The organism is Diaphorobacter nitroreducens, assembly GCF_002214645.1.
GTDB classification, from domain to species: Bacteria; Pseudomonadota; Gammaproteobacteria; order Burkholderiales; family Burkholderiaceae_C; genus Diaphorobacter; species Diaphorobacter nitroreducens.
This window is the reverse complement of sequence record NZ_CP016278.1, coordinates 2,755,282-2,771,322: the sequence shown is the minus strand read 5'-3', so window position 1 is coordinate 2,771,322 and position 16,041 is coordinate 2,755,282. Positions and strand designations below refer to the sequence as shown.

At 67.7% G+C, this 16,041-nt stretch carries 12 protein-coding genes and 1 pseudogene; 8 read left to right on the top strand and 5 right to left on the bottom strand.

Annotated elements, in window-relative coordinates:
- Positions 1-95: 95 nt before the first annotated feature.
- From BA022_RS12945 to BA022_RS12935, 3 genes are read right to left on the bottom strand one after another with little or no spacing between them, the layout of a single operon-like run.
- Complete coding sequence (locus BA022_RS12945; RefSeq protein ID WP_012655498.1) at positions 96-1,025, bottom strand: branched-chain amino acid ABC transporter permease; 930 nt, start codon at positions 1,023-1,025, stop codon at positions 96-98.
- A 10-nt stretch (positions 1,026-1,035) separates the two neighbouring features.
- The gene (locus tag BA022_RS12940) at positions 1,036-1,821 is read right to left on the bottom strand and encodes an ABC transporter ATP-binding protein (protein ID WP_011803929.1); all 786 of its coding nucleotides are present in this window, start codon (positions 1,819-1,821) and stop codon (positions 1,036-1,038) included.
- Positions 1,822-1,843: 22 nt separating this feature from the next.
- Positions 1,844-3,778: an AMP-dependent synthetase/ligase gene (locus BA022_RS12935; RefSeq protein ID WP_041835859.1), complete on the bottom strand. Its 1,935-nt coding sequence runs from the start codon at positions 3,776-3,778 to the stop codon at positions 1,844-1,846.
- Between the two features lie 224 nt (positions 3,779-4,002).
- On the opposite strand from BA022_RS12935, the gene BA022_RS12930 reads away from it, so the two are divergent.
- The 8 genes and pseudogenes from BA022_RS12930 to BA022_RS12895 all read left to right on the top strand — a co-directional run bounded on the left by BA022_RS12930 (position 4,003) and on the right by BA022_RS12895 (position 13,484).
- Entirely contained in the window at positions 4,003-5,718 is a 1,716-nt protein-coding gene (locus tag BA022_RS12930; RefSeq protein WP_088888617.1) for an ExeA family protein, read from the top strand.
- Positions 5,719-5,722: 4 nt separating this feature from the next.
- Entirely contained in the window at positions 5,723-6,571 is an 849-nt protein-coding gene (locus BA022_RS12925) for a general secretion pathway protein GspB (RefSeq protein ID WP_088887749.1), read from the top strand.
- A 158-nt stretch (positions 6,572-6,729) separates the two neighbouring features.
- Positions 6,730-7,536: a Crp/Fnr family transcriptional regulator gene (locus tag BA022_RS12920; protein ID WP_172205710.1), complete on the top strand. Its 807-nt coding sequence runs from the start codon at positions 6,730-6,732 to the stop codon at positions 7,534-7,536.
- A 56-nt stretch (positions 7,537-7,592) separates the two neighbouring features.
- Complete coding sequence (locus BA022_RS12915) at positions 7,593-8,630, top strand: pseudouridine synthase (RefSeq protein ID WP_335583072.1); 1,038 nt, start codon at positions 7,593-7,595, stop codon at positions 8,628-8,630.
- A 346-nt stretch (positions 8,631-8,976) separates the two neighbouring features.
- Entirely contained in the window at positions 8,977-10,929 is a 1,953-nt protein-coding gene (gene htpG / locus BA022_RS12910; RefSeq protein ID WP_012655504.1) for a molecular chaperone HtpG, read from the top strand.
- A gap of 203 nt (positions 10,930-11,132) precedes the next feature.
- A complete protein-coding gene (locus BA022_RS12905; protein ID WP_011803936.1) occupies positions 11,133-12,125 on the top strand; it encodes a Bug family tripartite tricarboxylate transporter substrate binding protein in 993 nt (330 codons plus the stop codon).
- A gap of 148 nt (positions 12,126-12,273) precedes the next feature.
- A pseudogene (xrtH, locus tag BA022_RS12900) lies at positions 12,274-12,786 on the top strand (exosortase H); the annotation flags it as partial.
- A 26-nt stretch (positions 12,787-12,812) separates the two neighbouring features.
- The gene (locus BA022_RS12895; RefSeq protein ID WP_088887746.1) at positions 12,813-13,484 is read left to right on the top strand and encodes an exosortase H-associated membrane protein; all 672 of its coding nucleotides are present in this window, start codon (positions 12,813-12,815) and stop codon (positions 13,482-13,484) included.
- 6 nt (positions 13,485-13,490) lie between these two features.
- Here the strand turns inward: BA022_RS12895 and BA022_RS12890 are convergent, their stop codons facing one another.
- Both BA022_RS12890 and BA022_RS12885 read right to left on the bottom strand, forming a co-directional pair.
- Positions 13,491-14,531 (bottom strand): serine/threonine protein kinase, encoded by a 1,041-nt coding sequence (locus BA022_RS12890; protein WP_088887745.1) that lies wholly within the window; start codon positions 14,529-14,531, stop codon positions 13,491-13,493.
- A gap of 35 nt (positions 14,532-14,566) precedes the next feature.
- Positions 14,567-16,006 (bottom strand): bifunctional serine/threonine-protein kinase/universal stress protein, encoded by a 1,440-nt coding sequence (locus BA022_RS12885; RefSeq protein ID WP_088887744.1) that lies wholly within the window; start codon positions 16,004-16,006, stop codon positions 14,567-14,569.
- Positions 16,007-16,041: the final 35 nt, after the last annotated feature.

Here is a 16,041-nt window from a genome sequence, read left to right as displayed (position 1 = left end):
AAGGGCGATGATCTTTTGGCTGCGGGCACTGTGTGCCCTCGCAGGAAGACCATCCTTCGCCTGCGGCGAAGAACCCTGCGGGTTGATTGCGTATGTCATACGCGATCGATGATCTTCTCGCCGAACAAACCTTGGGGCCGGAACAGCAGGAACACGAGGGCCAGCACGTAGGCAAACCAGATCTCGATGCCGCCGCCCACGAAGGGGCCCAGGTACACCTCGGAGAGCTTCTCGCCCACGCCGATGATCAGCCCGCCGATGATGGCGCCCGGCACCGAGGTCAGGCCTCCCAGGATCACCACCGGCAGCGCGCGCAGCGCCACCGTGGTCAGCGAGAACTGCACGCCCAGCTTGGAGCCCCAGATCATCCCGGCCACCAGTGCCACGACACCGGCGACACACCACACGATGACCCAGATGTGGTTGAGCGGGATGCCGATGGACTGCGCCGCCTGGTGGTCGTCGGCCACGGCGCGCAATGCGCGGCCGGTCTTGGTCTTTTGAAAGAAGATGCTCAGCACCACCACCAGGGCGGCGGCAATGCCTGCGGCAATCACGTCTTCCTTGTTCACGAGCACGCCGCCCTCGAACACGGTGTCCAGCAGGAACACCGGGTCCTTGGGCATGCCGATGTCGATCTTGTAGATGTCGCTGCCGAAGAAGGTCTGGCCCAGGCCTTCCAGGAAGTAGGTGATGCCCAGCGTGGCCATGAGCAGCGTGGCGCCTTCCTGGTTCACGAGGTGGCGCAGCACCAGGCGCTCGATGAACCAGGCCACTGCGAACATGCACAGACCTGCGATCAGGAACGCGGCCAGATTGGCCACGATGGGGTTGCTGATGCCGGTCCACTCCGGGATCCACTCGGCAAAGCGCGCCATGGCCAGGGCCGCGAACAGCACCATGGCACCCTGCGCGAAGTTGAAGACGCCCGAGGCCTTGAAGATCAGCACGAAGCCGAGTGCCACCAGCGCGTAGAGCATGCCGGCCATCAGGCCGCCGATCAGGGTTTCGAGAAAGAATGCCATTTGCTTGCCCTCAGTGGCTGGTGCCCAGGTAGGCGCGAATCACGTCTTCGTTGTTGCGCACTTCGTCCGGCGCGCCGTCACCGATCTTTTTGCCGTAGTCCAGCACCACGACGCGGTCGCTGATGTCCATCACCACGCCCATGTCGTGTTCGATGAGGACGATGGTGGTGCCGAACTCGTCGTTCACATCCAGGATGAAGCGGCACATGTCCTGCTTCTCCTCCACGTTCATGCCGGCCATGGGCTCGTCCAGCAGCAGCACCTGAGGTTCCATGGCGAGGGCCCGGCCCAAGTCCACGCGCTTTTGCAGGCCGTAGGGCAGTTGGCCGACGGGGGTCTTGCGGTGCGCCTGGATCTCCAGGAAGTCGATGATGTGTTCAACCTTCTCGCGGTGGGCGATCTCCTCGCGCTCGGCCGGTCCGATGCGCAGTGCCTGCAGGAGCAGGTTGCTTTTGATCTTGAGGTTGCGCCCGGTCATGATGTTGTCGATCACGCTCATACCCTTGAACAACGCCAGGTTCTGGAAGGTGCGCGCGATGCCCATCTCGGCGACCTGGCGGCTGTTCATGTGGCCGAACGTCTGGCCGCGGAAGGTGATGGAGCCCTCGGACGGCGTGTACACGCCGTTGATGCAGTTGAGCATGGAGCTCTTGCCCGCGCCGTTGGGGCCGATGATCGAGCGGATCTCGTGCTCGCGCACGTTGAACGAAATGTCGGTGAGCGCCTTGACGCCGCCGAACCGCAGGCTGATGTTCTTGACGTCGAGGATGACGTCGCCAATCTTCTTGCTGGTCATGTGTCTGCTGCCTCGTTGCGTGTCAGGCGGCCGCCCGGGTGGCGGGGAAGGTCTTGGCGTCGGTGATCTTCAGCGTGGCGCTCACGCTGCCCTTGCGCCCGTCCTCGAACTTCACCTGCGTTTCGATGAACTGCTCGGCCTTGCCCGTGTACAGCGCATCCACCAGCACGCCGTACTTCTCGGCGATGAAATTGCGGCGCACCTTGCGTGTGCGGGTCAGTTCGTCGTCGTCGGGGTCCAGCTCCTTGTGCAGCACCAGGAAGCGCGCGACCTGCGTGTCGGCCATGCCAGCTTCGGCGGCCAGGTCGGCGTTCACCTGCGAGATGCAGTCGGCGATCAGCTCGATCACCTTGGGCTTGGAGGCCAGGTCCACATAGCCGCCGTAAGGGATGCCCTGGCGCTCGGCCCAGTTGCCCACGGCCTCGTAGTCGATGTTGATGAAGGCACAGACCTGATCGCGCTGGTTGCCGAAGCAGACGGCTTCCTTGATGTGCGGGAAGAACTTGAGCTTGTTCTCGATGTAGTTGGGCGCGAACATGGCGCCGCTGGCCGTCTTGCCCACGTCCTTGGCGCGGTCGATGATGCGCAGCTGGCCGTTGGCGTCGATCACGCCGGCATCGCCGGTGTGGAAGTAGCCTTCGGCGTCGATCACCTCGGCGGTGGCGTCGGGCCGCTTGTAGTACTCCTTGAGCACCGACACGCCCTTGACCAGCACCTCGCCGTTGTCGGCGATCTTCAGCTCGATGCCGGGGGCCGCCTGGCCCACGGTGTTCAGATCCACCTGGCCATCACGCTGCAGGCAGACGTAGGCGCAGGTTTCCGTCTGACCGTAGAGCTGCTTGAGGTTGATTCCGATGGAGCGGAAGAAGCGGAACAGGTCGGGCCCGATGGCCGCGCCTGCCGTGTAGGCCACGCGGATGCGCGACAGGCCCATCACGTTGCGCAGCGGTCCGTAGATGGCGAGGTCGGCCAGGCGGTACTTGAGGCGGTCGATTGCGCCCACGGGCTTGCCGTCCAGGAGATCGGAGCCCACGCGGCGCGCCAGCTGCATGCATTTCTCGAACAGCCAGCGCTTGGGCGCAGCGGCGTCTTCCATGCGGATGGAGACCGACGTCAGCATGCCTTCAAACACGCGCGGCGGGGCGAAGTAGTAGGTGGGGCCGATCTCGCGCAGGTCGATGGAGACGGTGCTGGCCGACTCGGGGCAGTTGATGGTGAAGCCGGCCACCATCCACTGCGCGAGCGAGAACAGGTGGTCCCCCACCCATGCCGGGGGCAGGTAGGAAATCACGTTGTCCTGCGGGCCCAGGCGGTCCACCTCCACCGCGCCTTGCGCAGAGGCGATGAAGCTGGCATGCGTCTGGCACACGCCCTTGGGCTTGCCCGTGGTGCCCGAGGTGTAGAGGATCACCGACACGTCCTGCGGGTCGATCTGCTCCACCAGGGCATCCCATGCGCCGGGGTGGGCCTTGTCCCACTCGGCGCCGCGCGCCACCAACTGCGCGGTGCTGATGAGGCCCGGCTGGTCGTAGTGGCGCAGGCCGCGCGGGTCGTCGTAGATGATGTGCTGGATGCCGGATACCGATTCGCGCACTTCCAGCAGCTTGTCCACCTGTTCCTGGTTTTCGGCAAACGCGAAGGCAATCTCCGCGTCCTGGATGACGAAGGTCATCTCGGCGGCCACGGCGTCCTGGTACAGCGGAATCGGCACGCCCCCCACGCTTTGCACGGCCACGAAGCCCATGTACAGGTGTGGCCGGTTGTCGCTGATCAGCGCCAGGTTCTGGCCCTTGGCAAAGCCCAGCGACAGCAGCCCGCAGGCCATGTGGCGCACCTCGGCCGCGGCGTCCTTCCAGCTCCAGGTCTGCCAGATGCCATATTCTTTCTCGCGCAGTGCTGCAGCGTCGGGGCGCTGGGCGGCGTGCTGCAGCAGTAGATGGGGGAATGTGGTCTTCATTCCGGTTCCTATCAGGGTCTGTGGAGGGCAGCGCACGGGAAACTAGAAGTCCGCTGCCGGTTTGCAACCAATGGTAGGAACGACTTTGACGTTATCTTGTCTTTACGATGACAATTCAAGGGTTAGTCCTCAGGGGTCTAACCCTGACCGCCCTCGACAGGTGGTGATCGCGGGAGGCTGAGGGGTTCATGGGCGCGACAGGCGAGGGCGCTATGCTCGCCGCCATGTACGCCCCGTTCTTCGGACTCGAACACCCGCCTTTTTCCATCGCGCCCGACCCGCGCTACCTCTTCATGAGCGAGCGCCATCGCGAAGCCCTGGCCCACCTGCTGTACGGCCTGGATGCGGGCGGCGGCTTCGTGCTGCTCACGGGCGAGATCGGCACCGGCAAGACCACGGTGTGCCGCTGCTTCCTGGAACAGATTCCGCCGCAGTGCAACGTCGCTTACATCTTCAATCCGAAGCTCACGGTGCCTGAGCTGCTGCGCTCCATCTGCGACGAATTCGGCGTGGCGCACCGCCCCGCCATACCGGGAGCGGAGACCGTGAAGGACTGCCTGGACCCGCTCAACGACTTCTTGCTGCAGCAGCACGCGGCGGGGCGCAACAACGTGCTCATCATCGACGAGGCGCAGAACCTCGCGCCCGATGTGCTGGAACAACTGCGCCTGCTCACCAACCTCGAAACCAGCGAGCGCAAGCTGCTGCAGATCATCCTCATCGGCCAGCCCGAGCTGCGTGCGATGGTGGCGGCGCCGGAGCTGGAGCAGCTCGCGCAGCGCGTGATCGCGCGCTACCACCTGGACGCCTTGAGCGCCGACGAAACACGCCAGTACATCGCCCACCGCCTGGCCGTGGCCGGGCTGCAAGGGCCGCTGCCTTTTCAGCAGCGGGCGCTGGCGCGCGTGCACGCGCTGACGGGTGGCGTGCCGCGGCGCATCAACCTGCTGTGCGACCGTGCCCTGCTGGGTGCTTACGGCGCGGGTGTGCGCGAGGTGACCGATGCCATGGTGCGCCGCGCCGCGCGTGAGGTGTTCGATGCGCCCGCGACAGCGCGCCCGGGCGCGGCGGGGCGCTGGCTGGCCGCTGGAACCGGCGGGCTGGTGGGCGCGGCGGCGCTGGGCGGGCTGGCCTGGGCCCTGGGCTGGTGGCCGCTCGCAGACGGTGGCGCCGGCTCCACACAGGCACAGACACAGACACAGAGGCCGGCCATCGCCGCGTCGGCTGCGGCCGTGCCCGCGTCATCCCCCGCCTCGGCTGCTTCTGCACCCGACGCGCCGGCCCCGCAAGCGCCCCCGCCGACGTTGGCGCAGTTCCTGGCCATCCAGCCCGTGGCGCAGGCGCCGGCGGCCTGGCAGGCGCTGGCCCGGCAGTGGCAGGCGAGCGTGCCCGACGGCGCCGCGGACCCCTGCGCCGCGCTGGCGTCCGAGGGCCTGCGCTGCTACCGCAGCCGCCGCGCCAGCCTGAACCTGCTGCGCCAGCTCGACCGGCCCGTGCTGCTGATGCTGCGGCCCGCCGAGGTCGATGCGCAGGGCGAGGCCCTGGCGCCTGAGGTGGCGGTCTTGCTGCGCCGGCTGGATGACGGCACCGCCACGCTGGAAGGCGTGCAGGGCCAGACGCTGCAGGTGCGCGTGACGGAGCTTGCGCCGCTGTGGCGCGGCGAGGTTGCCACGCTGTGGAAGGCCCCTGCCGAGCTGGCCGATTCGGGCGACGTCACCGCCACTGCCGCGGGCGCCGCCTGGCTGGACCAGCAACTGGCGGCCGCCGGCGCGGGCACCGCCGCAGCCCGTACCGCAACGCCCGCCGCGCGCCGCGCGCGCATCCACCAATTTCAGCTGGGCCAGGGCCTCACGCCCGATGGCCGCGCTGGTCCCTTGACCTTGATGTTGCTCAACCGCGCCGCAGGCGTGCCGGAGCCGCGTTTGCTCAGCGGAGCCTGAACCCATGTCCTACATTCTTGATGCGCTGCGGCGCGCCCAGGCCGAGCGCGGCCGTGGCAGCGTGCCCGGCCTGCATACCCCCACGTCGCCCGTGGCGGTGCCCACCGTGCAGCGCGCCGCACCGGCGCGGGGGCTGCCCTGGATGGTGCTTGCAGCGCTGGCGGGCGTAGGGGCGGCAGCCGGCGCCTGGTGGCTGGTGCGTGCGCCCAGTGCGACGGTGGCCGCGGTGGTGCCTGCGCCCGCCCCCGCGATACCGGCGCCTGCCGCTCCAGCCTCCGCCGCGCCGATGGCCGTGCCGGCCCATGGGGCAGCGCCGGCGCCCGAAACTGCGCCCGCAACCACACCAACACCAACACCAACACCAACACCAACACCAACACCAACACCAACACCAACACCAACACCAACACCAACGCCAACGCCAACGCCAACGCCAACGCCAACGCCAACGCCAACGCCAACGCCAGCGCCAGCGCGAGCACCGGCACCAGCATCCAAACCCACGCCCGAGCGCTCCGCCCGCGCCGAAGCGCCTGCCCCCCGGCCCGAGCGCAGCGCGCCGGCCCCCGCACCGGCCCCGCGCGCTGCGCCGCCGGCACCCGCACCGCAGGAATCGACGGGAACCGTCTTTGCCCAGGCCGACCTGCCGGCGAGCGTGCGTGAGCAACTGCCCACCCTGCAGCTCGCGGGCGTGACCTACTCGTCCAATCCCGTGTACCGCATGGTGATCGTCAACGGCCAGGTGCTGCACGAGGGGGATACCGCCGCCCCCGGCCTGGTGCTGGAGCGCATCGAGCCGGCGCGTACCGTGTGGGCGTTCCGCGGCTACCGCTATGCCTTGCCGACGCAGTGATGGGTTTGTAGTCAAACAGGGCTTGAACCCATAATCAGCAAGCGCCAACAGCTATTAAATCAATAGCATTCGAGTGTGTCGATACCTCGGACCGGCCAGGCGTAGGTTCGTGGTATTCCCGCTGCCCCGCGGCGCGCTTTGACCGCATGCTTGCGCGCATGAGCCAAGACGCCTCCCTGCACCAGCGGCGCCGCCCGCCCACGGCCCAAGAACTCAGCGGCATTCCCTGGATGGCGTTGCTGCAGCCCGCCGAGCGCGAACGGGCGGTGGCCGCGCTGGCCGTCGGCGATGCCCAGCCGGGCGACTACGTGTGCCGTGTGGGCCGGCCGGTGACGTACTGGTTTGGGGTGGTCGAGGGCCTGCTCAAGATGAGCGCGGACAACGCCGACGGGTTGACGATGACCTTCACCGGCGTGCCCCCCGGCGGCTGGTTCGGCGAAGGCACGGCGGTCAAGCGCGAGCCCTACCGCTACAACATCCAGGCCCTGCGTAGGAGCGTGGTGGCGGGCCTGCCCATCGACACCTTCCATTGGCTGCTGGACCATTCCATCGGCTTCAACCGCTTCGTGATGAACCAGCTTAACGAGCGCCTGGCGCAGTTCATCGCCGCGCGGGAAATCGACCGCCTCACCAACCCCGACCTGCGCGTGGCGCGCAGCCTGGCGGCGCTGTTCAACCCCGTGCTCTACCCGGGCGTCGGGGAAGTGCTGCGCATCACCCAGCAGGAGCTGGCCTACCTGGTCGGCCTGTCGCGCCAACGTGTGAACGAGGCCCTGGCGACCCTGGAAGCGCAGGGGGCGATCCGCGTGGAGTACGGCGGCCTGCGCGTGCTGGACCTGCAGGCGCTGCGCACCAGCCTGTTCAGGCGGATGGAGCCGGCGGACGCGGGCCGCCCCGGGCCCCGGCGCCGCGCTTCACCGCGCAGGGCGCCGGCCGACGAGAACGAGCCCGCCGCCATGATCTGAAGGCGCGGTAGAGGGGACGGGGCGCGGCGCGCTCCACGGCGCGAGACAATAGCGCCATGCCCGAAACGCCCGCCCGTCCCCCCGCACCGTCCGCTTCTGCGCCGTCCGCTTCTGCTTCGCCCAGTCCGCTGCGCCCGCGGCTGGTGCTGCGCAAGCCGACCGCGCCCGCAGCACCTGTGGCCACCGGCAAGGCGCCGGGCCGGTCCGCAGGCCGCACGGCCGGCACGGCCGCACCCAGCGGCGCGGCAGGCGCCCCCCGTACGGCGAGCCGGCACGCGCCGGCCACGCCGCGCCCTCCTGCCACCCGTGCGCCCGCTGGCGCTGCGCAGGCGCCTGCAGACGGCCGCATGCGCCTGAACAAGCGCATGGCCGATCTGGGCCTGTGCTCGCGCCGCGAGGCCGACGACTGGATCGCCCAGGGCTGGGTGCGCGTCAACGGGCAGGTGGCGGCCATGGGGCTGCAGGTGGGGCCGCACGACCGCATCGACGTGGACCGCGCGGCCCAGGGCCACCAGCGCCAGCAGGTGACCATCCTGCTGCACAAGCCCATGGGCTATGTGAGCGGTCAGGCCGAGGACGGCCACACGCCCGCCGTGGCGCTGATCAACCCACGTACGCACTGGAAGGACGATGAGAGCCGCACGCGCTTCGCGCCGGCGCAACTCAAGGGCCTGGCACCCTGCGGGCGGCTGGACATCGACTCCGTGGGCCTGCTGGTGCTGACGCAGGACGGCCGCGTGGCGCGCCAGCTCATCGGCGAGGACTCGACGGTGGACAAGGAGTACCTGGTGCGCGTGCAGTACGGCGATCGCGCGCAGGATGTGCGCGCCGTCTTCCCCGCCGACAAGCTGGCGCTGCTGAACCATGGCCTGGCGCTGGACGGCCAGCAGCTCAAGCCGGCGGTGGTGGAGTGGCAGAACCCCGAGCAGTTGCGCTTCGTGCTGCGCGAGGGCAAAAAGCGCCAGATCCGCCGCATGTGCGAGCTGGTGGGCCTCAAGGTGGTGGGCCTCAAGCGCATTCGCATCGGCCAGGTGCTGCTGGGCAAGCTGCCGCCGGGCCAGTGGCGCTATCTGGCGCCGGGTGAGCGCTTTTAAGCTATTAAATCAGGAGCTGCTAGCGCTCGCCAAAAGGGCGTTTGCAGTTCAAAACCCTTTGAAATGCAGAAAAGGAGAGCGCAAGCCGCTCTCTTTTTTGATGGCTGCGGTGGGCGTTCAGTCGCTGCTGCCGCTCGACAGCGGTGCGTTGTAGATCACCGCGCCCAGGATCGCGCCGACGCTGGGGCATGCGGCCAGCGTGGCATCGGTTGGTGGCAAATCGCCGTGCCGCGCCCCTTGAAGCCGGCCGCGGCGCCCCCACCTGCGCATGCGTTCCGGCCGCGCCGGAGAACATGGTTGAATCCCCTGTGATTTCTTTCCCGTTGCCTTTGTTTGAAAAACACCTATGAGCAAGCACACCCATTCCTTCCAGGCCGAAGTGGCGCAACTGCTGCACCTGGTCACGCATTCGCTGTATTCCAACAAAGAGATCTTCCTGCGCGAGCTGGTCTCCAACGCCTCGGACGCCTGTGACAAGCTGCGCTTTGAAGCGCTGAACAATGCAGCGCTGTACGAGGATGCGCCCAACCTGGAGGTGCGCGTGTCCTTCGACAAGGAAGCGCGCACGCTGACCATCACCGACAACGGCATCGGCATGAGCGAGCAGGAGGCCATTGACCACCTGGGCACGATCGCCAAGAGCGGTACGCGCGACTTCATGAACCGCCTGTCGGGCGACCAGAAGGCCGATGCGCAGCTGATCGGCCAGTTCGGCGTGGGCTTCTACTCGGGCTTCATCGTGGCCGATCGCATCACGGTCGAGAGCCGCCGCGCGGGCCTGCCCGCCAGCGAAGGCGTGCGCTGGGCCAGCGGCGGCGCGGGCGACTTCGAGGTGGAGGCCATCGAGCGTGCGGCGCGCGGCACCAGCGTGATCCTGCACCTGCGCGAAGATGCCGAGGAGTTCCTCAACGCCTGGAAGATCAAGCAGGTGATCGGCAAGTATTCCGACCACATCAGCCTGCCCATCCTCATGGAGAAGGAGGAGTGGAAAGAGAGCGAGAAGGAAGGCGAGCCGGGCCAGATGGTGAAGACCGGCGAGTGGGAAACCGTGAACAAGGCCAGCGCCCTGTGGACGCGGCCCAAGAAGGACATCACCGACGAGCAGTACCAGGACTTCTACAAGTCCATCAGCCACGACTTCGAGAACCCGCTCACCTGGAGCCATAACCGCGTCGAGGGCAACACCGAGTACACGCAGCTGCTGTACATCCCTGCCAAGGCGCCGTTCGACCTGTGGAACCGCGACAAGAAGGCCGGCGTGAAGCTGTACGTCAAGCGCGTGTTCATCATGGACGACGCCGAGTCGCTCATGCCCAGCTACCTGCGCTTCGTCAAGGGCGTGATCGACTCCGCCGACCTGCCGCTGAACGTGAGCCGCGAGCTGCTGCAGGAAAGCCGCGACGTGCGCCTGATCCGCGACGGCTCGGTCAAGCGCGTGCTGTCCATGCTTGAGGACCTGGCCAAGCACGACAAGCATGAGGCAGCGGCGGAAGGCGCCGATGGCGTGCAGGACGTGGTCAGCGCCGAGGACAAGGCCAAGGAAGGCAAGTACACCCAGTTCTACGCCGAGTTCGGCGCCGTGCTCAAGGAAGGCCTGGGCGAGGACTTCGCCAACCGCGAACGTCTGGCCAAGCTGCTGCGCTTTGCCTCCACCACATCGGATACGCCGAGCGTTTCCTTTGCCGACTACAAGGCGCGCATGAAGGAGGGCCAGGAGGCCATCTACTACATCACCGCCGACACGCTGGCCGCCGCCAAGAACAGCCCGCAGCTCGAAGTCTTCAAGAAGAAGGGCATCGAGGTGCTGCTCATGACCGACCGCGTCGACGAGTGGGCGCTGAACTACCTGCAGGACTTCGACGGCACGCCCCTGCAGTCCGTGGCCAAGGGCGCGGTGGATCTGGGCAAGCTGCAGGACGAGGCCGAGAAGAAGGCCGCCGAGGAGGCCGCCGAGGCCTTCAAGCCCGTGCTCGCCAAGCTCAAGGAAGCCCTCAAGGACAAGGCCGAGGACGTGCGCGTGACCACGCGCCTGGTCGATTCACCCGCTTGCCTGGTGGTACAGGACGGCGGCATGAGCACGCAGCTCGCGCGGCTGCTCAAGCAGGCCGGCCAGAGCGCGCCTGACGCCAAGCCAGTGCTGGAAGTGAACCCCGAGCATGCGCTGGTCAAGAAGCTGGACGGCAGCGTGCACTTTCACGACCTGGCGCACATCCTGTTCGACCAGGCGCTGCTCGCTGAGGGCGGCCTGCCTGAGGATCCGGCCGCGTACGTGAAGCGCGTGAACGCGCTGCTGGCCTGAGGCGGGCCTGCCACCCTCGCGCCCGGTCTGTGCCGGGCCGTCTCTACAGACCGACCACACCCGGTCCTGCGCAAGCAGGCCGGGTTTTTTTGCGCCACGGCGGTTCCGCGTGTCCCGGTCCACATCAAGGCTATCCCTAATGGTTGTCTGGACCTCAGATGGTGAATATCGAAACCTGCGTGCCGATCAAAAAGGGTTGTGACATGGGAATCAAGACATCGCTGGTTTTTTCTGCCCTGGTGTGGGGCTGTTCGGGGCTGGCCCTGGCCCAGAATGCGGCCGCGCCGCAGGACTATCCGCGCCGGCCCATCACCATGGTGATCCCGGCCGCAGCCGGGGGCGGCACCGACGTGGTGGGCCGCGTGCTGGCCGACGAACTGGGCAAGCGCCTGGGCCAGCCGGTGGTGGTGGACAACAAGAGCGGGGCTTCGGGCATGCTGGGCGCCAATGCGGTCGCGCGTGCGGCGCCTGATGGCTACACGGTGCTGGTGTCGTACTCCACGCCCGTGTTCTACGCGCACCACATGTTTTCCAAGGTGCCGTACGACATCCGCAAGGACTTCGAGTTCATCACCCAGATCGCTGCCACCAGCCTGGTGCTGATGGTCAACGCAAACGTGCCCGTCAAGAACATGAAGGAATTCATGGCCTGGGCGCAACAGAACAAGGGCAAGATCAACTACGGCTCGTACGGGACCGGCTCGCCCGGCCACCTGATGAGCGCCTACCTCAGCGACTCGCGCAAGCTGGAGATGACGCACGTGGCCTACAAGAGCGAGGCGCCGCACATCCAGGATCTGTCTGCGGGCGTGGTCTCCTGGGGTATGGGCACGCTGGCCGCCGCGCAGCCGCAGATCAAGGCCGAGCGCCTGCGCCCGCTGGCGATCCTGGGCCCCCGGCGACTGGCCGATTTGCCCGACGTGCCCACGATGGCCGAGGCGGGCTTTCCCGACCCGGAGTTCAAGACCATCGCCTGGTTCACCATGCTGGCGCCGGCGGGCACGCCCAAGCCCATCCTGGCCCGCCTGGAGAAGGAGGCGGTGCAGATCATCCACTCCACCGCGATGAAGGCCCGCCTGCAGGTCTTCGGCCTGGAAGGGGTGGAAGGCGGGGCTGCACAGTTCCGCAAGGACTTTGAGGCGTCCAACCCCATCATCGATAAGCTGGTGAAAATATCCGGCGCCAAGCAGGACTGATGGAGGCGCACGGTCCTCGCGCAGTTCGTTGCAGGGTGGGCTAGGCAGGTCCAAAGAGGGCTCTGCAGCGTGAGGGCTGAGCCTGCTGAGCCCCTGCCGCAGCACCCGATGACAGGCATGTCAGGTCGATAGCGCTGGCGGTGTCCAGTTGCCCTGGACGGCGCTGTTGGCCCGCATCTGCGCAGGGCTGGTCACCTGGTTTGATACCACGGCCGGCGCGCAGGGCAAGGTGCTGTGGAACACCCTCACGGGTTTTGGCGTGTCCATCGAACCGGGGTGCAACGGGATCGAGGCCTGCATCGTCCTGTTCGCGGCCGTGATCGCCTTTCCTTCCACCTTGCGCCACAAACTGCTGGGGCTGGTCGCCGGCTTTGCTGCGGTGCAGGCGCTGAACGTGGTGCGGGTGATCAGCCTCTTCTACCTGGGCCAGTGGAACACGGCGGTATTCAACTTTGCGCACGAATTCCTGTGGCAGGGGCTCATCATGCTGGATGTGCTGATCGTCTGGCTGCTTTGGGTCCGTGCCGGTGCCAAGGCCCAGCCGCCCCAGGATACGCCGCCACCCGATGAGCCGCCCGCACCGCCAATGCCGCTGGTGATGCCACGCCTGGACAAGGGCCATGGGCAGGTGAGCACCTCGCTCGACCTGTCGCCGCGCTGAGCTCCCAGGCGCAGGAGGATTTCCCCGTGACAAAGCCCGTGCAAACCGGAGCCCCTGCGCGCCGACCCTCCGTGCTCACGCGCTTTGTCCTGTATGCCTTTGGCGCCATGATTGTGCTGACGCTGCTGTGGACCAAGGCCTCGCCATGGCTCTCCTACCCCGTGGCATGGCTCTCCCATGTGGCGCTGGAACAGGCGGCACCCATGTGGGTGCGCGGCGTACACCAGCAGCCGGGCCGCATGGAGGTGGACACCGCGGTGGAGATCGCCGTACCCAACTCCGGCGGGCGCCGGGCCGAAGTTACGCTGGAGGCCGACCCGGGCCGCTACGCCTATGGCCTGCCGATCTTTGCCGCCCTGCTGGTGGCGGCTTGGGGTACCGCGCGTGCGCCGGGGCGGGCCTCCCGCGCGGCGCTGGGCTATGTCTTGCTGTTGCCTGCGCAGGCCTTCAGCCTGGTGATGTACCTGCTCATGCAACTGGCGGGCGCGGCGCAGTTCGATGTGCGGATGCTGCGAGTGGAACAGTGGCAACTGGAGGCCATCGTCTACGGCTACCAGGTGGGCGTGCTGGTACTGCCCACGCTGGTGCCGGTGCTGGTCTGGCTCTGGCTGGACCGTCAGTTTTTCACCGATGTGATCGTGCGGGGCTGGAAGCAGTCCCTGGCTGCCTCGCCGGCTCCGCAGCGACCGGCTGGCTGACCGTCCTCAGGCGACCAGGGGTGGCTCCTGCATGGCCTCGATCTGCTCATGCAGCATGTCCACTTGGCCGCGCCAGTAGTCGCTGCTGCCGAACCAGGGAAAGTTGATCGGAAAGATCGGGTCGCTCCAGCGCCGCGCCAGCCACGCGCTGTAGTGGATCAGGCGCAGTGTGCGCAGCGGCTCGATGAGCGCGAGCTCGCGCCGGTCGAAGGGGCGCAGCTGCTCGTAGCCGTCCAGCAGTGCCGATAGCTGTACTGTGCGCTGGCGGCGCTCGCCCGACAACAGCATCCACAGGTCCTGCACGGCCGGGCCCATGCGCGCGTCGTCCAGGTCCACGAAATGCGGGCCGCCGTGGCCGGCGTCGTCCACGGGCGTCCACAGCACGTTGCCGGGGTGGCAGTCACCGTGCAGGCGGATGTTGCTCGCGTATTTCAAGCCAAATTGGCCTGTAGCGCCCGATAGACAAGCGCCAGCAGCTATTAATTCGAGAGCTTGTTCGCAGGCATCGCGCCATGCCGTCTGTTGGTCCAGGGGAATAATCTGTGCGCCCAGCAGCCAGTCGCGCGGCTCTTGGCCCAACGTCTGCAGGTCCAGCGCCGGGCGCTGCGCGAAGGGCCGGGCTGCGCCCACGTTGTGGATGCGTGCGAGGTAGCGGCCCAGCCACTCCAGCACCTCGAAGTCGTCGAGCTCGGGCGTGCGCCCGCCGCGCCAGGGACTGACGGCAAAGTCGAAGCCCGCATGCCGGTGCAGGCTGCGGCCGTGCAGCAGCAGGGGCGCGACCACGGGCACCTCGGCATCGGCCAGCTCCTGGGAGAAGGCGTGTTCCTCCAGGATCTGCGCCTCGCTCCAGCGCCCCGGGCGGTAGAACTTGGCCACCACGCGACTGCCGTCTTCCAGCGTGGCCTGGTACACGCGGTTCTCGTAGGAGCCCAGGGCCATCAGCCGGCCGTCGCCATACAAGCCGACGCTGGCCAGCGCGTCCAGCACCAGGTCGGGCGTGAGGCTGGCGTAGGGGTGGAGCGTGTCATCGGTGTGGGGCGCGGTCATGGCGTGATTGTCACGCTTGCGGCAGCCCCGCGGGGTCACTGGCCCAGCGCGTCGAAAGGCAGTTGCTGCTTGACCAGGATGACGGTGCAGGGGGCATCCCGCGCCACGCGGATGGGCACGGTGTCGATGAAGCGCTGCAACTGCAGCCCGTGCGTCGCCGCCCCCAGGATCATCATGCTCACGCGGTTGCCCTCGGCATAGCGGACCAGGGCCTGGGCCACGTCGCTGGCCTCCAGCACGTGGTAGCTGGCGCTGTGGCGCGACAGGTCCAGCCCCGCCGCCCACTGCTTGAGCCGCGCCAGGTGCGTGCGGTGCAGCATGGTCTCGCTGCGCGTGCTGTCGGACGTGCTGCTGGCCGAGGGCGAGATCACCGTCACGCAGGCCAGCCGCGCGCCGGGGCGTATGCCCAGCGAACGGGCAACCGCTTCGCGCAAGGAGTACAGCGTGGCGTCCGTCACGTCGTCGTGCGGCACTGCCACCATGAGGATGGGCACCTCGGCGATCTGGCGCGCCGGCAGCGGGCTGGGCTGGTAGTGCATGCCCGCAGCCTTGATCCAACGCTTGAAGTGCGCGCCCACGCCGGGCCCGCGCAGGCGCCGGCCGCGCTCGGTGATGGGCACCTGGTCGGGGTTGGCCAGGTCAAAGGCCAAGTGCGCGGCCGAAGGGTAGCGCTGCGCGGCTTCGGGTTCCAGACAACGCAGGATCACCTCCTGCAGCCACTCGGGCAGGTCGGGGCGGTACTGGCGCGGCGGCGCAGGTGTCATCCACAGGCGCTGGCGCATGCCGCCCTGTGTGGTGGGCGAGCCGAAAGGCAGTTCGCCCGTGGCCATCTCGTAGAGCATGACGCCGATCGCGAAGATGTCGCTGCGCAGGTCGCCGCGCACGCCCACCACCTGCTCGGGCGCGATCCAGGTGGGCGAACCCACGGCTTGGCGCATTTCCTCGGCCAGCAGGTCGGGGTAGTGCGCGTGGCAGGACAGGCCGAAGTCCAGCAGCACCACGCTGCCGTCGGGGCGCAGCAGCACGTTGGCGGGCTTCAGGTCCAGGTGGCAGACGTTCTGCTGGTGGATGCTGTGCGCGGCCAGCGCCATGGCGCCGCCGATGCGGGCGATGGTCTCCGCACTGTGCGCAGCGGTGTCGCCCGGCGGGCGATCGTCCAGCCAATGCTGCAGCGTATCGCCCTGCACGTATTCCATGACCAGGTAGGGCAGCCGCATCAGGTCACCCGCCGCCACGAAGCGCGGCGCGTGGTGGCCCGACAGCGTGGGCAGGATGGTCAGCTCGACCTCGAAACCCACGATGTTCTCGGCCCCGTCGCCTGCCGTCATGCGCGGGATCTTCATGGCCATGGGAAAGCCCGGGTCGCGCGACGCATTGGCATAGCCCACGCGGTAGATGTGCGCCATGCCGCCCGCGTGGATGCACTCATGCACCACGAAGCCGTCGATTTCGGTGCCGGGCGTGAGCAGCTTCATGGGGCGGTGGTGCGTCTGGTCCTGAAGGGTGGAAA